This is a genomic window from Alistipes provencensis (assembly GCF_900083545.1).
Lineage (GTDB): Bacteria > Bacteroidota > Bacteroidia > Bacteroidales > Rikenellaceae > Alistipes > Alistipes provencensis.
The window spans coordinates 2,636,987-2,655,577 of the sequence record NZ_LT559262.1; the positions used below are offsets into that span (position 1 = coordinate 2,636,987).

The window sequence follows — 18,591 nt, forward strand, 5'->3', positions numbered from 1 at the left end:
AAACTGCGGCCCCTTTTTCGGGGGCCGCAGTTTTTTGTGCTGTGTCGGTCTGCGCCTCAGCGCTTGTTCCATTTGCAGGAGGTCTGGTAGTAGAAGACGGCCCGGTCGACCTGCGCCGTGTCGGTCTCTTCGGCGGGTTCGAGGTGGTGGGGATTCTCCTCGGTGGGAACCACGCGGTACTGCTCGCAGCGGCGCACGGGCGACAGGATGGTGAACGTGTCGCCCTCGAGGTAGCCCAGATCCTGATAGGTGGCGATGAAGGCCCGGTTGATGTAGCCGGGATCGAAGATGCTGCGGCCGTAGAAATGCGAGTCGTAGTCCATGTTGAGCAGTGACAGCAGGGTGGGCATCAGGTCGATCTGCGAAACGATGCCCCTGACCTCTTGCGGAGCCACGAATCCCGGGGCGAAGATCAGCGCCGGAATGTGGTATTTGTGCAACGGAATTTCGGTGCGGCCCGCGCTCGAGGCGCAGTGGTCGGCGGTGATGAGGAAGATCGTATTGTCGAACCACGGCTGTTTCGACGCTTCGGCCAGAAACTGTCCCAGCGCATAGTCGGTGTAGAGTACGCCGCCGGCCCGTGATTTCGAATCGTTGGGGATGCGTATCTTCCCTGCGGGGTAGGTGAAGGGACGGTGGTTGCTGACGGTCATGACGTGGGCGAAGAACGGCTTGCCGTCGTGCGACTGTTCGTCGAGGGTACGGATCACTTTGCGGTAGGCATCCTCGTCGCAGACACCCCAGATGTTGGCGAAAGTGATCTCGTCGGGCGAGTAGCTCTTCTGGTCGACGATATCGTAGCCGTTGCCCGAGAAGAAGGTCTCCATGTTGTCGAAATAGCTGTTGCCGCCGTAGAAATAGGTCACGTTGTAGCCTTTCTCACGCAGCAGGGCTCCCGTGGAGTGCATTCCGGCGTTGTTCGGGCGTTTGATGATGCTTTGCCCGGGGCAGGGCGGGAGCGACAGCGTCACGGCCTCCAGTCCGCGCACCGTGCGGTTGCCCGTGGCGTAGACGCGGTCGAAGGCCATGCCCAGCCGGTAGAGCGAGTCGAGGACCGGCGTGATCGACTCCGTGTTGCCGAAGCGCTCCATATAGGAGGCGCTCATGCTCTCGATGGTGATAAGTACGATGTTGCGATGAATCTCCGGCCCCTCCCCGGCTTGCACAGCGCGGAGGTTGTCGCCCGTACTGCCGTAAATCCCGTGTACGAAGGCTTCGGCCTCGGCTTCGGGGCGCGTGATGTAGAACTGGGGGTAGTCGAGGGTGTTCTTGACGAAGGCGTCGTAGAATTTGTAGAGCCCGTTGGCTTGCAGTTCGTTGACATAGACGTTCCCGCTGTCCTGAAAGCGGGTGTTGAAGTTCAGCAGGCCGACCGCCGCCAGCAGCGCCGCGATGTAGACCGGGCCGGCGATTGCTTTCCACTGCCATCCCTTGAGCTCCTCGGCACGGACGAGGTCATGGCGGAAGAGATACCATGTGATGAGCAGCGTGACGACGATGATGCCGAGTGTCATCGGAACGACGGGGTAGGACTCCATGATGTTGCCCACCACCTCGTTGGTGTAGACCAGATAATCGACGGCGATGAAGTTGTAGCGGACGCCGAATTCGTTCCAGAAGAAGTATTCGCTGAGGCCGTTGAAGACGATGGCGCCCACATAGATGACGATGAAGAGCGCGAACCACACGGTGGTCCAGAGGTTGCGGAATCCGGGCAGGAAGAGCCTGAGCGCAAAGGTCACGGCCCAGTAGCCCAGAACGTACATGGCGATCCGCGGCGCGACGCTTCCGTATTCGTCGAAGATCGTGTTGAAGAACGCGACATAGCAGAATGCCGCCGCGAGCAGCCCGAGGATGATCCATCCCCACGGCTTGGCGTACTTGGTGCGCGAGACGCTCAGCAGGAAGAGCCACAGGAAGACGAATCCCACGGTCGCGGCGCAGAAGTCGTTCACGGCGCCGAGCAGGAATATTTCACACCATTCGCCGAACGTAAAACTCAGGGAGGTCGTCTGGGCGTTGAAAAGGAGTACGATACGCAGCACGAGACCTACGGCCACCGTCAATAGAGCGAGTTTGAGGTAGAGGCCGGAGACCAGCCGGATGCTTTTTTGCATGATATGTCAGTTGATTGTTATTGCGGACAAAGTTAACTATTTTTGGTTGTTTCGAGTCGTGAAAAAGGCAGCCTTTTCGGGGCTGCCTTCTCGATTTGGTTTGAAAAATTGTTCTATTTTTCCTTTGTTTTCGCCGGGCGCATGACGACCTTCACGAGGTTGCCGTCGGCGAGGAGCTTTTTGGCGAGGGCCTGTACGTCGGCATTGGTCAGGTCGCGGACGGCCTGCTCGTATTCGCCGACATAGTTGAGCCCCGAGCCGTATTTGGCCAGAATGTAGTTCATCCAGCCCTGATTCATCTCGAGGCTGTTCTTCCAGTTCTTGAGCATGAACTCGCGGTTCTTCTCGATATCTTCGGTCTTGGGGCCGTTTTCGGCGATCTCCCGGATCTCCTTCAGCACGATTTCGCACAGCTCGTCGGCCATCTCCTCGTTGGTGTCGAACGAGATGGTCATGTCGTAGGTCTCGCGGGGAATGTACCCCGTCGAACCCTGAACCTGCACACCGTAGGTGCCGCCCTTCTCCTCGCGGATCGAGATCAGGTAGCGCGAATCGAGCGCCTGAGTCAGGAACGTCAGGGCCAGCTTGTCCTTGAGCGTGTAGGGCATCTTGCCCGAGTAGTAGTAGACTACCGACACCTTCGGCTGCTGCATCGGGGCGGTGAACTCCTCGGCGACCTCGCCTTTGACCGGAGCGACCTTGTCGTCGACGTAGTTCAGGGGTTTCTTGGCGACGGGAATCGAACCGATGTACTTCTCCACGAGGGGCTTCAGCGTCTCGGGATCGATGTTGCCCACGAACGTGAAGACGAATCCGTTGGCACCGGGGTAGAGTTTCGAATAGATGGCGGGCAGTTGCTCGAAGTCGAACTTGTCGACGATCTCGTTCGACATCATCTGCCGGCGGGGATTGTCGCCGTAGGTGACGTCGATCACCTTCTCCTGCATCAGGTAGTCGGGGTTCGTCCGGGCATTCTCCAACTGCGCGCGGAGCATCTTGATCAGGTTGTCGTAATCCGAGCGGTCGAAGCGCGGCTGCGTGAAGTTGAGGTAGAGCAGTTGCAACATCGTCTCGATGTCCTTGGGCGAGCAGACGCCGTTCATGGCGCTGTTGTAATTCTGCACCGAGGGCTGCACCGAGGCCGATTTGCCTGAAAGCTGTTTCTTGAGCTCCGTAGCCGGGAACTTGCCGACACCCGACATAGAGTTGATGGCGGGCATCATCTCGCCCATGTAGAACTCTGCGTCGGAGAGCACCGACAGACCTCCTTTGGCGACGACGCTCATGCGCACCTCGTCGGCCTTGAGATCGGTGTGTTTTACGACCACTTTCGTGCCGTTGGCCAGCGTCCATTCCGTCGTGCCGAGCAGTTTGTCCTCGGCCGTCGTCTTCACGGGCGAACCCTTGAGGACGGTGCCTTCGGGGATCAGCGGCTCCTTGATCACATTGTCCTCGTAAGCCGTAACCTCGCCTGCGGCCACCTTGTTGCGGATGGCGAGCAGCTCTTCGGCGGTCGGCGTCACGAGGCCCTCCTTCTCGGGGGCGTTGACGAGGATGACCTGATTGGTCGGGGTGATGGTCTGGGCGGCGAAAGCGTTGACGGCATCGACATTGAGCATCTTGATCAGCATGCTGTCGAGCTGCCATTCGGTCTCGGCGTCGGGCATCGGGGAGTTCTTCTGGTAATTGTCCAGATAAGTGTTTACGAACTCGCGGTTGCGGCGGTCGTTGCGGTTGGCGTAGGTGCGTTCGGCCTGACGCATCAGGTTCTCCTGTGCGCGTTCGAACTCACCCTGCGTAAAGCCGTAACGGCGGACCTTCTCCATCTCGGTGTAGAGCGTCTCGAAGCCGCGGGCCAGCTTGCCGTTCTGCGTCGCCGCAACGAATACCGTGGCGTTGAGCGTCGGGATGACCCCGATCACGTCGCCCGTGCCCATGCCGGCGCCGAGGAACGGCGCGTCGGGCTGCATGGCGATCTCCTGCAGGCGGGCGTTCTCCATGGTCGTCATATAGGCCTCGATCACGTTGTTGGCCTCGGCGACGATCGTGTTGCCCAGTTGCTCGGGGAGTGCCGGACGCTTGATGAAGAGCTGGACCTTCGTGCCCTGCATTTCGGGGTCGGTGAAGATGCTCACGATCGGCTCCTCGTTGTCGGGGACCACGATGGTCTCCTTTTGCGAAGCATCGGCGGCGGGTGCCGGGATGTCGGCCATCAGCGTCTTGATCTTGTTCTCCACGGCGTCCACGTCGATGTCGCCCACGACGACAACGGCCTGATAGTCGGGACGGTACCACTGGGCGTAGAAATCCTCCAGTTCCTTATGCTGGAAACTCTTCAGTCCGTCGAGGTAGCCGATCAGGTTGCGGTGCTCGTATTTGGTGCCTTTGCCCAGCGCCTGCAACATTTTCATCGTCGAGCGCCACGACGCGCCGTCGCGGGTGCGGAGCTCCTCCATGATCACGCCGCGCTCCGAATCGATCTCCTCGGGTTCCAAGGCGATGAAGTGCGACCAGTCGTGCAGGATCAGCAGCGCCGAGTCGATGATCCCCTCGCGTGAGGTCGGAACGTCCGAAATGTTGTAGACCGTGTGGTCCCAACTCGTGCCGGCATTGAGGTTGGCGCCGAATTTCACGCCTACGGTCTCCAGATACTCCGTGAGCTGCTTGCCCGGGAGGTTCTTGGTACCGTTGAAGGCCATGTGTTCGAGGAAGTGGGCGAGGCCCTGCTGCGAGTCGTTCTCCTGAATGGCTCCGACATCGTGCAGGATGTAGAAATCGGCCTGTCCCTTCGGCTTTTCGTTGTGACGGATGTAATAGGTCATCCCGTTTTCCAGCTTCCCGGTGCGGAGTTCGGGGTCCGTGGGGATCGGCTGGTTCATCTGTGCCATGGCGCCGGCGGCGGCAAATGCCGCAACGGCCAGCATCATCAGTTTTTTCATGGGTGTTATTTTAAAGGTTTTCATTCTTTGATCTCTTCCGGACGGTATTCGATGATATCCCCCGGCTGGCAGTCGAGTTCGCGGCAGATCGCCTCGAGCGTCGAAAAACGGATGGCCTTGGCCTTCCCGTTCTTGAGAATCGAGAGGTTGGCGGGCGTGATGTCGACCCGTTCGGCCAGTTCGCCGAGCGACATCTTACGTTTGGCCATCATTACGTCTATGTTGATGATTATCGCCATAAATTCCTCCCCCTCGTGTTGTGTGTTCGTATTTGCATGTCGTTCCCTTATATTAAATGGTGTATTTCTGCTCTTCGCTCAGGTTCTGGCCGATGGCGAAGACCTCGGCGGCGAAAAGGATCAGAATACCCATGATGATCATGGCGTAGGAGATGTGAAATCCCGTGTTCACGGTGTAACCGCTTCCTGCCAGCAACTCGGCGGCGCGGCTGTTCATGGCCCAGTTCACGGTGTCGCTGATGAGCTCGGCGAGGATGGTCAGCAGACCGATGGTGCGCAGATACCAGACATTCCGCTTGTCGAGCGTACGCTCCTCGCGGATCGAACGGCGCAGCGAGTGGATGATGACGAACATCAGCACGATGATGCCCAGATAGAGCAGCGGCACGAGCATCACCAGTGCATAGAGCCATGCGCTGCCGCCCACCGAGCGGAACGCCAGCCCCAGCACCGAACTGCCGGGGGCGTCCTGCTCGACGACCATGCCCAGCCGTTTGACGCTCGCGCTGATCTTCATGCCGGGGGCCGCCTCGACCTCGACGGTGTTTTCGGGCTGCCCGGTGATCTGGATGTCGCTCAGCATGTAGATCATGCGGGGAATCCCCGATTTCCACTTCTCGGCGATGTCGTTACCCATCTCGACGCCTTCGGCCGCACCCCGCGTGAAATTGGGCAGGATGCCGTGTGCGATGCTTGCCACGAGCACGATGAAGAACGTGATGTAGATGACCAGCAGGCGCTGCAGGAGCGATTTTTTATTTTGCATCTCTCTTTCGTTTGGTTTTTACAGATGCAAATATACCATTTATTTCCGAAAAACAAATAATATTTATCGTTTTTCGATAAAGTATTTCTTTGGACCTAAAAAAGGACGACACCGAGTGCCGTCCTTGCAGATATACCCGGGGACCGGGGAAATTACGCCACGTTGTCCTTCAGCTGCTTCCAGTACGAAGCGCTGATGGCCATGCCGATCGACATGACGATCACTACCAGCGCGAACATCACGACGAACGTGATGAAGCCGACGTTGATCATGCCGCAGATCGAGAAGAAAATCAGCATGACGATGGAGGCGGCGATGCCGAATACGAGCGCCACGGCGAACATCGTCCATTTGCTGCCGTAGGTGGCGTCGTTCGATGCGCGGAGCGCCTCGATGGGGTTCTTGCCCTTCTCGATCAGGAAGTAGTAGGCCAGCGACCATGCGAGCGAAAGCACGATGCCGGGAATGAACATGAAGAGGAAGGCGATGTAGGTCGGAATGACCATCAGGCCCATGGTGATGAGGAATTCACCCATGTAACGGCGGTACTTGCTGTCGAAGATGCCCAGCGGGTTGATCACCTCGCCTTTGGCCAGCTGCGTCGGCAGCAGGGTGATGGCGATAAAGGTTCCGATGTTGATGTAGGGAATCCAGATCGTGACCAAAAACAGGGCGACGGCTGCGATGACCGAAGGTGCGTTCTTCACGCCGATGGTGATGGCGTCTTTAAAGGTTTCCGCGAAATCAAGTTTTTTCATTTCCATTTAAACAAATTTTTAAGGATTAGCGTCGCCGGCAAAAGTAGGAAAAATTTTGTATATTTGCCTGCATAATCAATAAAATACAGGCGAATGGCAGAAAAAACACGCTATAATTACCGAGTCGAACCTCAGGATGTGGATTTCACGCTGCGGGCGACGATCCCCTCGCTGGGGGGTGCGATCCTCAATACCGCGGGTATCGACGCCCACGGCAAAGGCTTTGGCGTCGATGCGCTGAATGCCGACAACCACTCGTGGGTGATTTCGCGCATGGCCGTGGAGTTCGATTACCAGCCCGTGCAGTACACCGATTATGCGGTTGCGACGTGGATCAGCGACTACGGGCGTGTGCTTTCGACGCGTAATTTTACGCTGACCGACGTGGCTTCGGGACGCGAATTCGGCCGCGCCGTGACGCAGTGGGCGATGATCGACCTGCAAAGCCGTTCGGCGATAGATCTTTCGTGGGTGGGCGACGCCCATGCCGATGCCATCGTCGACGCCGCACCCCCGACGGACAAGCCGCGCAAGATCCGCGAGGTGAACCCCACGGAGCGCGTCGAACACCGCGTCGTGTACAGCGACATCGACTTCAACCGCCATGTCAACACCATGCGCTATATCGAGATGATGCTCGACATGCTTCCCGTCGAGACGCTGACCCGGGAGGCTCCCGTGCGGCTGGACATTCACTTTCTGAAGGAGTGCCGTTTCGGGCAGACGCTGACGGTGGGGTGTGAGCAGAGAGAACACTCGGCGCTGTTCGAGATTTCGGCCGACGGCGGACCGGCGGCCGTGCGTGCCTCTATCGAATGGAAATAGGTCCGGGCGGCGTGTTGCGCCGACGGCTTGTGGAACGGGTTTTGCAGTTATCGCGGCAAAACCTTTTTCATTATGGAAAGCGCGACTAAAACACAGACACAGAACAAGTATCAGGTGAGCATCGACCTGCTGAACGATGCCGTGGGCAAGGAGATCGCAACCTCGCTGCAATACATGTATTTCCACACCCATTTTGAGGACGACCGCTATCAGTACCTCTCGAAGATCATGCGCGAGATCTCGATCGCCGAGATGCGCCATATCGAGGAGTTCTCCGACCGCATTCTGTTCCTGCAGGGCGACGTGGACATGAACGCCTCGTTCCGGACCAAGCAGGTCACCGACGCCAAGGAGATGCTGCGCATGGCCATGCAACTGGAACAGAGTACGATCGACAGCTACAATGAGGCTTCGCGCGTCGCCGCCGAGCACAAGGACGCCGTGACGCACAAGATGTTTCAGGACATCATCGCCGAGGAGGAGCAGCACCTCGACACGTTCCGCACCGAGCTGCAGAACCTGATCGATTACGGTGAGGAGTATCTGGCCTTGCAGTCGGCCGCCGGCAGCAAGCACACATCGAAGAGTTTCGGGCACCCGGGCGGCGGCGAATAGGCGTTTGCGCGGCGAAAAGCCGTTCTGATGCAAAAAACGGAATCCTTTTGCCGGGGTCCCGTTTTTTTCGGTTATATTTGTACTTGAATCATTCGCAGGGACCTGCTGAAGCCCCGGTTTGCCGAAGGCATATAAGTCCCTCCCGAGGGAGGGATTTAGGGTGGGGGCAGATTTGCATATACGGCCGAAGGCCGTGGGTATCAGGTTGCCGGGGCGAATGAACGGTGTATAATAGCCGGAATATTCTGATAAGATGAAACTTACGATTTTAGGACCTGCGCACCCCTACCGGGGCGGCTTGGCGTCGATCATGGAGATCATGGCCCGCACGTTCCAGCGGCGGGGCAACGAGGTCGACATCAAAACCTTTACGCTGCAATATCCCTCGCTGCTGTTCCCCGGCGAGAGTCAGACGGTCGATACGCCGCCGCCTGCGGACCTGCGCATCTGCCGGTGCGTCAACACGATGAATCCCCTGAACTGGGTGCGCATCGGCCGCCGCATCCGGCGCGAACGTCCCGATTTCGTGCTGATGAAATACTGGACGCCTTTCATGGCGCCCTGCTTCGGCACCATCGCCCGGCTGGCCCGCGGCAACGGCCACACGAAGGTGCTGTGCCAGATCGACAACGTCGAACCCCACGAACACCACCTGACCGACAAACTCTTCAACCGCTATTACCTGCGTTCGGTGGACGGTTTCGTCTATATGTCCGAACAGGTCCGCAGCGAGCTTTGCGCCTATACCGATGCCCCGGCGTTGTTCTCGCCGCACCCGCTGTTCGAGAATTTCGGCGAGCGGGTCGCGCGTTCCGAGGCGTGCGTGCGGCTGGGACTGGACCCTGCGAACCGCTATGTGCTCTTTTTCGGGCTGATCCGCGACTACAAGGGGCTGGATTTGCTGCTCGATGCGTGGACGCGGCTCAAACGGGCCGGGCAGACCGAAGGCCGCCGGCTGATCGTGGCGGGGGAGTTCTACACGGCGAAGGAACCCTATCTGAAACAGATCGCCGACAACGGCCTGCAGGACGAGGTTTTGCTCCACGACCGCTTCATCCCCGACGACGAGGTGAAATATTACTTCTCGGCGGCCGATTTCGTCGTTCAGCCCTATAAAACGGCCACGCAGAGCGGCGTGACGCAGATCGCCTACCAGTTCTGCGTGCCGATGGTCGTCACGAAGGTCGGGGGACTGGCCGAGATCGTGCCCGACGGCCGGGTGGGGTATGTCTGCGAGCCCACGACGGCGGGGGTCGCCGATGCGATCGAACGGATGTATGAGGGCGACACGTTGCAGCGCTTTCGGGAAAACTGCGTCGAAGAGCGCCGCCGCTTCTCGTGGGAGGAGATGTGCAACCGCATCACGGAGCTCTACCGGGTGGTCACCCCGGAGCCGTAAAGAGGTGGGATCGGGCCGCAAAGAGTCGCTTTTTCACCGTTTTGTTGGTTATTCGGGCGAAATGGCCTATCTTTGCCGAACCTAACTCTTACTTTTTATATTGTGGCGTCACAATCGATCAATCTGAAAGCCAGATTGCTGAATCCCCGTGTGGTATTGGCTGTGTGGTTGCTCTGCACGGTTTGGATTTGCATTACGCAGTCGCTGGCCGGGCCTCAGAACTACAACAACTTTCTGGTTTTCCGCGGGGCTTTCGACCATCTGTTCGCCTCGCTTCCCCTTTACGAACCCTATCCGCTCGAGTACGGGGACATCTATCATTACGGCCCTGTCTTTGCCTTCATCATCGCACCGTTCGCCGTGCTGCCGCCGTGGCTGGGCATGTCGCTGTGGTGCATGAGCCTTTCGCTGTTGCTCTATTGGGCCGTCCGGCAACTGCCGATCCCCGTGGTGCTGGCGAGTCTCGTGCTGTGGCTGACGCTCAACGACTTTTACGGCGCCGCCTTCAAACAGCAGTTCAACATCGCCGTCGCGGCGCTGGTCGTCGGTGCATTGGCCATGATCGAGAAACGCCGCGAAGGATGGGCCGCGCTGTTCATCGTCATCGGCACGTTCGTCAAGATTTACGGCATCGTCGGGCTGGCCTTTTTCTTTTTCGTGCGGCGCAAGGGACGTTTCATCGGCTGCATGGCGCTGTGGACTGTTGTGGTCCTGCTGCTGCCGCTGTTGTTCGTCAGCCCCGAATATCTTTGGTCGCAGTATCAGGCGTGGGCCGTCGATATTGCGCAGAAGAACGGCGAGAATATGTTCTGCGCCTATACGAACATCTCGCTGGTGGGCTGTGTGCGCAAGATCAGCGGTTCGGCGTCCTATTCCGACCTGCTGATCATCGTGCCCGCCATGGTGCTGTTCCTCCTTTCCTACCTGCGTATCGGGCAGTACAAACACCTCAGCTACCGCCTGACGATGCTGGCTTCGCTCCTGCTGTTCATCGTGTTGTTCAGCAGCGGCAGCGAACACAGCGGCTATGTGATCGCTGCGCTCGGCATGGGTATCTGGTGGGTTAATTTCCCCCCCCCTCACGAGGATGGCTCGAATGGACACTGCTCCTACTGGCCCTTTTCGCCAGTTTCTCCTATAATTTACTCCCGACTAAATTCTACCGTGGCGTTTTCGTAGCCTACGCGCTGCGCTCGCTGCCGTATTTCGCCATCTGGCTCCATTGCATCCGGAGGCTGTGGTATGAGGATTTCGCCGTCACGGATGTCCTCCTCGGCTACAAGACCCTGCCCGGTGCGGAGGTGCCTGTGGAGGAGCCCCGGCCGGCCGAACCGGGCGACGGGCTCGACATCGTCTGCCCGTGCTACAATCCGGATTCGGAGTTCGTGCCCGCATTGGCCCGGTCATTCGCGGAGCTCTGCGCGCGCTATCCGGACAAACGGCTGCATCTGATCGTCGTCAACGACGGCTCGCCGCGCAATTTCGGGGACGAGGAGCGGGCGGCTCTCCGGCAGGCCGTTCCGGACGTCGAGATCGTCGACATTCCCCACGGCGGCAAAGGCGCGGCCATCCGTGCCGGCATCGCACGTTCCCGGGCGCCCTATACCGTCTATACGGACATCGACATGCCCTACACGGCGGAGTCGATGTGCGGGGTGATCGACCGTGTGTTCGCCGGAGCCGACGTGGTGATCGCCGTACGCAATGCGAGCTACCATTCGCAGCTTTCGCTTCTGCGCAAGGCGATGTCCTACGGGTCGAAACTGCTCAACCGCATCTTCCTCAACATTCGCCACACCGACACGCAGGGCGGCCTCAAAGGTCTTTCGCCCCGCGCCCGGGCGGTCATGCTGCGCACGCGTATCTCCGATTTCCTGTTCGACACCGAATTCGTCGTCCTCGCCGCGCGCGACAAGCGTATGCGCATCGAGGAGGTCGAGACCTCGCTCCGCGACGGGGTCGTCATGTCGACGATGTCCCCGCGGGTGCTGTTCCGTGAATTGAAAAACTTTTTCCGCATCGCTGTCCGCCTATGAACGTGACACTTGGTTTCGACGTCGAGGAGTTCGATTTCCCGCTCGAAAGGGGCCGTGAAATCGATCTCGGCACCCAGCTTTCGGTCAGCGCCGAAGGGCTGGAATTTCTGCTGGAACTGCTCTCCCGGCTGGATCTGCGGGCCACGTTCTATACGACGGCCAATTTCGCCCTGAACCGCACGGACCTCGTCCGCCGCATCGTCGCCGGAGGGCACGAGGTGGCCTCGCACGACTACTGCCACGGGCTGACCGCCGGGGCCGATCCTGCCGGCAGCCGTCGGGTGCTGGAAGAGCTGACCGGACAGCGCATCGTCGGCTACCGCGCCCCGCGGCTGGCCGTCGCTTCGTCCGCAGCGCTTCGGGACGCCGGGTATGCCTATAACTCGTCGGTCAATCCGACGTGGATTCCGACGCGCTATAACAACCTCCGGGCTCCGCGTTCCGTGTCGCAGGAGGAGGGGCTCACGATCTATCCGGTTTCGGTCTCCGCGCCTTTCCGGGTGCCGCTGTTCTGGATTTCGCTGCACGTCATGCCGCTGCCGATCTATAAACGGCTGTGCCGCAGCGCTCTGCGCCGCGACGGGCATCTCAACCTCTATTTCCATCCGTGGGAGTTTTCCGCAAGGCTGGGCGATCCGGCTTTCGGGGTTCCGGGCTATCTTACGCACTGCTCGGGGGAGAAATTGCAGCGGAAATTCACCCGACTGCTGGAGTGGCTGAAAGCCCGCGGCTGCCGGTTTTCGACCACCCGCGAATACCTCGGCTGCGATGAATAGGGTAGCGGTGTTGCTTCGGGCGCTCTACGAGAGTTCGTTCGTGCGCTTCGCCGCGGTCGGAGGCGTCGCCACGGCGGTCAATTATGCGACCTATGTCGTGCTGGTGCGGAGCTTCGACGACCTCCATCCGGCCGTGGCCTATCTCTGTGCCTTCTGCGTCAGCATCGTCTGCAACTTTCTGCTGTCGAGCTATTTTACGTTCCGCGTGCGGCCTTCCGCGCGTCGTGCCGTGCGCTTTCTGGCGGCCCACCTCATCAACCTCGTGAACGAACTGGTGCTGCTCGAAATCTGGCTGTGGGCGGGCGTTCCGAAGCTCTATGCACCGCTGTGCGTCTTTCTGGTGGCCTTTCCCATCAATTTCCTGATGGTCCGCTTCGCCCTCCGCGGGCATCGGAAATCCTGAGAAAAAACGGACCCTGCCGCGCATCGCACAGCAGGGTCTCCTTCTTCATTTATTCGGGGTGTAGCTTGGGCTACTTCTTGATATTGGGCAGTTCCAGCCCGAGTCCCTGTTTCTTATCCACGACTTTGAGGATAAAGCCGAGGATAAATGCTGCTATACCCAGACATGCGAGCATGATCAGCGGATTGGTGTAGTTGTATTGTGTGGCGGCTTCCGCCTGACTCATCGTACCGTTCTCGACCGCCTGCACGATTGCGGGGTTCGACGCATCGAGTATCTTGCCGATCAGCAGCGGGAAGAGCCACAGACCGATGTTCTGAATCCAGAAAATGAGCGCATAGGCCGAACCGATCACCTTGTTGTCCACCAGTTTGGGGACCGAGGGCCACAGCGATGCGGGAACCAGCGAGAACGACGCACCCAGCACCAGAATGGTAATATAGGCGACGAATACTCCGCCCACGCCGCTGCCCTTGAACATCGGCAGGATGAACGCGAACGTCAGGTGGCAGGCGATCAGCAGGATCGAGCCGACCATCAGCATCGAGGCGGCCTTGCCTTTCGTGTCGACGAATTTGCCGAGGATCGGGGTGATGCCCACGGCCAGCAGCGGGAATACGGCAAAGATCGTTTCGGCCGACTGGCGCATGTATCCCATGTAGCAGAACGCGACAAGGAAAACGACCGCTACGGCCTGCAATCCGAATCTCATGCTGTTTTTCTTGCTGAAATTACTTGCGAAAGCTGTTGCGGCCACCACCAGCATGATGCAATATTGCAGCATGGTCACGGTATTCGATGCCCAGAACGAACCGGCTTCCGGTTGTACGAAGGTCAGGTTGCATTGCAGCATGTTGACCGCATATTTCTGGAACGGAAAGATCGCCGAGTAGTAGAGCACGCACAGCAGGGCGACGAGCCAGAAGCCGCTGCTCGACAGGATTTTGCCGATATCGCGTATTTTGAACGGTTCGTCGCTCTCTTCGGCTTCGCCGGTCTGGGCGTCGAGTTTGCGGTCCATGAAGAAATAGACGATGAACATGATCAGGGCGATCATGAGCAGTATCACGCCGAAAGCCACCGAGCGCGACACGTCGATCTGTCCGCCCAGACGTGCGAACATCGGCGAGAAGATCATGCAGGTTGCAACGCCCAGACGCGCCAGAGCCATCTCTGAGCCCATTGCCAATGCCATTTCACGGCCTTTGAACCATTTGACGATACCGCGTGAAACGGTGATTCCGGCCATTTCGACGCCGCAGCCGAAGATCATGAAGCCCACCGAGGCGAATTTGGCCGACGCGGGCATGCCTTTATAGAAAGGCGAGATGCCCAGTTCGTCGAAGACCGGGATGTAGTTCAGGTGGTCGTTGAACCAAGCCGCGAGGGCGGTTTCCTGAAAACCTTTCGTCACGGCGTACCAGTTGATCGACGCTCCGACGAGCATTACGACACCCGACAGTACGGCCGTGAACCGCACGCCCATCTTGTCGAGGATGATTCCCGCGAAGATCAGGAAGAAGATGAATACGTTCAGGAACGTTTCCGAACCCTGCATCGTTCCGAAAGCGGTGGAGTTCCATCCCAGTTCCGATTGCATCAGGTCCTTGATCGGCGAGAGTATATCCATGAAGATATACGAGCAGAACATGGCGAATGCGAGGAACAGCAATGCCGTCCAGCGTACAGCGGCTGAATCCCGCAGTGTGAGTTGTAGCTTTTCTACCATTATTTGTTTGTTTGAGTTAGTTCTCCAGTTGTGCGTAGCGTTTCAGCACCTCGTAGGCTTCGAGGATGCCCAGTTCGCCGGCTTTCGAAATATCGAGACAGCCTTTGCGGGTGTCCTTCATGAATATCTGGATGATACCGCGGTTGTAGTACGCCTCGGCGAATGCCGGGTTCAGCTCGATGGCCTTCGAATAGTCCTCGTAAGCCTCCGGCAGACTGCCCGAGAGGGCCAGCAGGTTGGCGCGGTTGTAGTAGGCGTAGGCGAAATCGGGGAAGAGCTTGACGGCCTTGTTCAGGTCGGCCACGGCCTCGTCGTAGCTGTATGTGCGTTTCGAGTTGTTGTTCAGCCGGTTGGCGGGGTCCGAGTCGATCGTGATCCGCTGGTACGAGTTGTCGATCGACGAGATGAAGTCGATCATCTCGGCACGCGTCGTCGAACGGTTCAGGTAGAGGAACGGGTTCGACGGATTGAGCTCGATGGCCGATGAATAAGTATTCACCGAGTTGGTGTACTGCTTGATGAGCGACTGCGTGACGCCGCGCTCGAAGAGCACCGTCCACGAGGGGTTGCTCGCATTGAGCTCCTGCACATACTGCTTGTCGAGCATCACGAGCGAGTCGGCCGGGATGTTGCTTTCGCGGCACGAGAGGGTGAGGTACTCGTTGTCGACGCGCTTGCGGAAGTCCTCCACGCGCTGCAAATGGTAGCGTGTGACGGTCGGCGCGGTGTCGGCACGCATCAGCGTGAACTTGAACAGCGGCAGCAGGCGCATCTCCTCGCGGCCGCCGTTGTGGCCCGTGATGCGGTCGAAGCTGCCGCCCGCGAACTTGCTGTCGAACGACAGCAGGCGGTCGAAACGCTGCGTGGTGTCGGCGTAGATCGAATAGGTGCTGTCGCTCAGGCGCGAACGGTAATCGGCGATCTTCTTCTGGGCGATCGCGCGGTCGGACTTGGCGCCCTGCGGGTCGTTCAGGAATTCGCGCAGGCGTCCGCGGTAGATGTAGGCGTTGGCGAAATCGGGGTAGAGCTTGATGGCCGACGTGTAGTCCGCCACGGCCTGCTCGATCTCGCCCAGTTGGGCGTAGACGCCCGCCCGGTTGTAGTAGACCAGCACGTTGTTGGGCGAGTAGAGCGCCACTTTGTCGTAATCTTCGAGTGCGCGGTTGTAGTCGCCGATCTGGGTGCGCAGCATGGCGCGGTTGAAGTAGGTCAGCGAGTTGGTCGAGTCGAGCTGGATCACCTTGTCGAAATCCGCGAGCGCTTGCATCGGGCGGTTGGTGGCGTTGTAGACCAGCGCGCGGTTGAAATAGGAGAGCACATAGGCGGAGTCGCACGAAATGGCCTTGTTGAAATCCGCTTCGGCCTCCTTGTACTGCTCTTGCTGCAGGTGCAGCGATCCGCGGCGGTTGTAGCCGTTGGGATTCTCGCGGTTGGTACGGATCGCGGTGTTGAAGTTCTCGTAGGCCCGGGTGGTGTCCTTCAGGTGCAGGTAGCTGAGGCCCCGGCAGATGAAGGCGTCGGCGACCTTGTTCTCCTGACGGATGAACTTGTCGAAATCCTCGATGGCCTCCTTGAACTGCTGGTTCAGCAGGCGCGTCACGCCGCGGCTGTAATAGGGTCCCGGCAGGTCGGGACGCAGTTCGATCGCCTCGCGGAAATCCTGCAGGGCGTCGTCGTAGTTGCCCAGCCGCGAACGGGTGATGGCCCGGTAGGTGTAGGCCTGCGTGTAGACGGGGTTCAGCCGGATGGCGGTCGAGAAATCGGCTTCGGCGCCCAGCAGGTCGTCGAGGTTGTATTTGGCGATGCCGCGCAGGAAGTAGCCTTCGAAAGCGTCCTCGTCGAAGCGCAGCAGGGTATTCAGGGTGCGGATGGCCTCTTGGTAGTCGTTGTTCATCATCGACGAACGGCCCATCCAGAAGAAATACTCCCGGTTGTACTGTGCGTGCGCCTTCATGCCGCACAGCAGGGCGGCTCCCAGTATGATTCCGAAGATGAGTTTCCGCATGCTCGAATTTTCGTTTACGCTTAAAACGGCCTTTTTGTTCGATTTATTATTCCTGCTCGTATCCGAATCGGCGCAACTGGCGTTCGTTGTTGCGCCAGTCGTCGGCGACCTTGACGAAAAGTTGCAGGAAGACCTTCTTGCCGAGAAACTGTTCCATGTCCTCGCGGGCCGTCTGGCCGACTTTCTTCAGTTTTTCGCCCTTGTGTCCGATCAGGATGCCCTTCTGCGAGTCGCGGGCTACATAGATCGTCGCCGCGATGCGGTCGATCGTCGGCTCCTCCTTGTAGCTTTCGATCTCGATCTCGCAGCAGTAGGGGATCTCCTTGTCGTAGAATTTGAGGATCTTCTCGCGGATGATCTCCGAGGCGAAGAACCGCAGGGTCTTGTCCGTGAGCGTATCTTTTGGGTAGAACGCCGGGCCTTCGGGCAGCAGTTCGAGGATGATTTTGAACACCCCTTCGACGTTGAAATTCTCCTTGGCCGACACCGGGACGATCCGTGCCCCGGGAATCTCGGCCTGCCATTTGTCCACCAGCGCGTCCAGCGCTTCGGGTGTCGAGAGGTCGATTTTGTTGATGACTACGATCGTCGGGATGCCGCTCTGGTTGATGCGCTCGATGATCTCGGCCGAACGGTCGCTTCGCTCGACGGTGTCCGTCACATAGAGGATCACGTCGGCGTCGGTCACGGCTCCGGTCACGAATTTCATCATCGACTCCTGCAACTTGTACGAGGGCTTCAGAATGCCCGGCGTGTCGGAGTAAACGATCTGGAAATCCTCGCCCGAGACGATGCCCATGATGCGGTGGCGCGTGGTCTGCGCTTTCGAGGTGATGATCGAGAGTTTTTCGCCGACCAAGGCGTTCATCAGCGTCGATTTGCCCACATTGGGGTTGCCGATGATATTTACGAAGCCCGATTTATGCATTGGAATATGCTGTTTTGAGCAACAAAGATAGGTTTTTTATCGAATTTATCCTATATTTGCTCAACAATATACCAAAATCGAGCTGCCTATGGAAAGATAGAAATTTTTGATTTTTAATGCCGCCGTGGCGGCAACGACATATAAAAGCGCATCGGCTTTTCTTCTTGCTTTCGAAACTTGGACACTTTTGAAACTGACGGGAATGAGAGTTGATGTTCGTGCTGTTTTACGGCGCGGGCATTTTCTTCATTTTGTTAGTTGGGCAGTCCAAGGCCTCGAAGGCGGATGAACGAAGTTTGTCCGCGTTTTTTGTGTTTTAACATTTGCTTGATGTAAAATTCTAACTCCTTGAATGATGAAACGTTTTAATTTGCTTGTGTATGTTTACCGGGGCATAAACACGCTGGAAGAAAAATTCACCCGGAAGACCCATCCTGATTACAAATCCGATTTGAGCAGGCATGTTCTGATCGTGACGGGTATATCTATCGGAGCCATACTTATTAGTTCCCTGCTGATGGGTGTAGTCACGAGCTTGTCGCCCGTAAATTCTTCTTCTGATTTGTCGGTTAGCATGTCTGTAGTGATGGTTTTTCAGGCAATGTTTCCGTTTCTGTGTTGTGCTGCCTACTGGATATATTATTTGAAACGGCATTTGTATTTGTTCTCGACGACCGGTCAGAAAATCGGATATGGATTGTTCACTTGTGTGATGCTTGCTATTCTGGGACCGTCTATTTTCCCGATACTTGTTGCCCTTATTTTGCTGACCATTGCTATTTCGGTCGCTTTGTTTCTGTTGAGTGTCGTGATGACGATCATTGCCTTGTTCGACGGAGGAGGTTCGAAAAAGAAGCGGTTTTCGCTCGACAATGGCGATAAGGTGACCGAGAAATCGGGATTGTTCGGAGAAAAATATTATGAAGGACGCAGCGGAAAATCCTATGAGACCAACGATAGCGGCAGGACATTCTACGAAAAGTAGCATTTCCCACCGGGTTTCACATGAATATAAAAAGGCTCTCGTTTTCGAGAGCCTTTTTGTCATGAAGTTTT

Annotated in this window: 16 protein-coding genes; 8 read left to right on the top strand and 8 right to left on the bottom strand. The window is 57.9% G+C overall.

The window, feature by feature from the left end:
• Positions 1-56 precede the first annotated feature (56 nt).
• From BN5935_RS10195 to BN5935_RS10215, 5 genes are all read right to left on the bottom strand, one after another.
• On the bottom strand, positions 57-2,117 hold the full coding sequence (locus BN5935_RS10195) for an LTA synthase family protein (protein ID WP_064976018.1): 2,061 nt from the start codon (positions 2,115-2,117) through the stop codon (positions 57-59).
• Between the two features lie 113 nt (positions 2,118-2,230).
• Positions 2,231-5,041 carry a M16 family metallopeptidase gene (locus tag BN5935_RS10200; RefSeq protein WP_064976921.1) on the bottom strand — a complete coding sequence of 937 codons (2,811 nt, stop codon included), beginning with the start codon at positions 5,039-5,041 and terminating at the stop codon, positions 2,231-2,233.
• A 35-nt stretch (positions 5,042-5,076) separates the two neighbouring features.
• A complete protein-coding gene (locus tag BN5935_RS10205; RefSeq protein ID WP_064976019.1) occupies positions 5,077-5,295 on the bottom strand; it encodes a helix-turn-helix domain-containing protein in 219 nt (72 codons plus the stop codon).
• Between the two features lie 52 nt (positions 5,296-5,347).
• The gene (locus tag BN5935_RS10210) at positions 5,348-6,061 is read right to left on the bottom strand and encodes a DUF2975 domain-containing protein (protein ID WP_064976020.1); all 714 of its coding nucleotides are present in this window, start codon (positions 6,059-6,061) and stop codon (positions 5,348-5,350) included.
• Between the two features lie 152 nt (positions 6,062-6,213).
• Entirely contained in the window at positions 6,214-6,825 is a 612-nt protein-coding gene (locus BN5935_RS10215; RefSeq protein WP_064976021.1) for a hypothetical protein, read from the bottom strand.
• A gap of 87 nt (positions 6,826-6,912) precedes the next feature.
• On the opposite strand from BN5935_RS10215, the gene BN5935_RS10220 reads away from it, so the two are divergent.
• The 7 genes from BN5935_RS10220 to BN5935_RS10250 all read left to right on the top strand — a co-directional run bounded on the left by BN5935_RS10220 (position 6,913) and on the right by BN5935_RS10250 (position 12,873).
• Complete coding sequence (locus BN5935_RS10220) at positions 6,913-7,644, top strand: acyl-[acyl-carrier-protein] thioesterase (protein WP_064976022.1); 732 nt, start codon at positions 6,913-6,915, stop codon at positions 7,642-7,644.
• Positions 7,645-7,716: 72 nt separating this feature from the next.
• Positions 7,717-8,259, top strand: coding sequence for a ferritin-like domain-containing protein (locus BN5935_RS10225; protein WP_064976023.1), 543 nt, complete (start codon positions 7,717-7,719; stop codon positions 8,257-8,259).
• 253 nt (positions 8,260-8,512) lie between these two features.
• The gene (locus tag BN5935_RS10230; RefSeq protein ID WP_064976024.1) at positions 8,513-9,658 is read left to right on the top strand and encodes a glycosyltransferase; all 1,146 of its coding nucleotides are present in this window, start codon (positions 8,513-8,515) and stop codon (positions 9,656-9,658) included.
• Positions 9,659-9,760: 102 nt separating this feature from the next.
• Positions 9,761-10,837, top strand: a complete 1,077-nt coding sequence (locus BN5935_RS15545) for a glycosyltransferase family 87 protein (protein ID WP_235821077.1) — start codon at positions 9,761-9,763, stop codon at positions 10,835-10,837.
• A 122-nt stretch (positions 10,838-10,959) separates the two neighbouring features.
• Positions 10,960-11,694 (top strand): glycosyltransferase family 2 protein, encoded by a 735-nt coding sequence (locus tag BN5935_RS15550; protein ID WP_235821078.1) that lies wholly within the window; start codon positions 10,960-10,962, stop codon positions 11,692-11,694.
• A complete protein-coding gene (locus BN5935_RS10245) occupies positions 11,691-12,470 on the top strand; it encodes a polysaccharide deacetylase family protein (protein ID WP_064976027.1) in 780 nt (259 codons plus the stop codon). The genes BN5935_RS15550 and BN5935_RS10245 overlap by 4 nt, the downstream gene beginning before the upstream one ends.
• Positions 12,463-12,873: a GtrA family protein gene (locus BN5935_RS10250; RefSeq protein WP_064976028.1), complete on the top strand. Its 411-nt coding sequence runs from the start codon at positions 12,463-12,465 to the stop codon at positions 12,871-12,873. The genes BN5935_RS10245 and BN5935_RS10250 overlap by 8 nt, the downstream gene beginning before the upstream one ends.
• A gap of 70 nt (positions 12,874-12,943) precedes the next feature.
• Here the strand turns inward: BN5935_RS10250 and BN5935_RS10255 are convergent, their stop codons facing one another.
• The 3 genes from BN5935_RS10255 to era are packed head-to-tail and all read right to left on the bottom strand — an operon-like array spanning position 12,944 to position 17,535.
• A complete protein-coding gene (locus BN5935_RS10255; protein WP_064976029.1) occupies positions 12,944-14,602 on the bottom strand; it encodes an MFS transporter in 1,659 nt (552 codons plus the stop codon).
• 16 nt (positions 14,603-14,618) lie between these two features.
• Positions 14,619-16,607, bottom strand: a complete 1,989-nt coding sequence (locus tag BN5935_RS10260; RefSeq protein ID WP_064976030.1) for a tetratricopeptide repeat protein — start codon at positions 16,605-16,607, stop codon at positions 14,619-14,621.
• A gap of 46 nt (positions 16,608-16,653) precedes the next feature.
• On the bottom strand, positions 16,654-17,535 hold the full coding sequence (gene era, locus BN5935_RS10265) for a GTPase Era (RefSeq protein ID WP_064976031.1): 882 nt from the start codon (positions 17,533-17,535) through the stop codon (positions 16,654-16,656).
• Positions 17,536-17,890: 355 nt separating this feature from the next.
• On the opposite strand from era, the gene BN5935_RS10270 reads away from it, so the two are divergent.
• Positions 17,891-18,520 (top strand): hypothetical protein, encoded by a 630-nt coding sequence (locus BN5935_RS10270; RefSeq protein WP_147625807.1) that lies wholly within the window; start codon positions 17,891-17,893, stop codon positions 18,518-18,520.
• Positions 18,521-18,591: the final 71 nt, after the last annotated feature.

Coding starts and splice junctions, on each gene's coding strand:
- BN5935_RS10230 (WP_064976024.1), top strand. CDS start 8,513: ATGAAACTTACGATTTTAGGACCTGCGCACCCCTACCGGGGCGGCTTG.
- BN5935_RS10215 (WP_064976021.1), bottom strand. CDS start 6,825: ATGGAAATGAAAAAACTTGATTTCGCGGAAACCTTTAAAGACGCCATC.
- era (WP_064976031.1), bottom strand. CDS start 17,535: ATGCATAAATCGGGCTTCGTAAATATCATCGGCAACCCCAATGTGGGC.
- BN5935_RS10255 (WP_064976029.1), bottom strand. CDS start 14,602: ATGGTAGAAAAGCTACAACTCACACTGCGGGATTCAGCCGCTGTACGC.
- BN5935_RS10205 (WP_064976019.1), bottom strand. CDS start 5,295: ATGGCGATAATCATCAACATAGACGTAATGATGGCCAAACGTAAGATG.
- BN5935_RS10210 (WP_064976020.1), bottom strand. CDS start 6,061: ATGCAAAATAAAAAATCGCTCCTGCAGCGCCTGCTGGTCATCTACATC.
- BN5935_RS10195 (WP_064976018.1), bottom strand. CDS start 2,117: ATGCAAAAAAGCATCCGGCTGGTCTCCGGCCTCTACCTCAAACTCGCT.
- BN5935_RS10260 (WP_064976030.1), bottom strand. CDS start 16,607: ATGCGGAAACTCATCTTCGGAATCATACTGGGAGCCGCCCTGCTGTGC.
- BN5935_RS10245 (WP_064976027.1), top strand. CDS start 11,691: ATGAACGTGACACTTGGTTTCGACGTCGAGGAGTTCGATTTCCCGCTC.
- BN5935_RS10200 (WP_064976921.1), bottom strand. CDS start 5,041: ATGCTGGCCGTTGCGGCATTTGCCGCCGCCGGCGCCATGGCACAGATG.
- BN5935_RS10270 (WP_147625807.1), top strand. CDS start 17,891: ATGAAACGTTTTAATTTGCTTGTGTATGTTTACCGGGGCATAAACACG.
- BN5935_RS10250 (WP_064976028.1), top strand. CDS start 12,463: ATGAATAGGGTAGCGGTGTTGCTTCGGGCGCTCTACGAGAGTTCGTTC.
- BN5935_RS10220 (WP_064976022.1), top strand. CDS start 6,913: ATGGCAGAAAAAACACGCTATAATTACCGAGTCGAACCTCAGGATGTG.
- BN5935_RS10225 (WP_064976023.1), top strand. CDS start 7,717: ATGGAAAGCGCGACTAAAACACAGACACAGAACAAGTATCAGGTGAGC.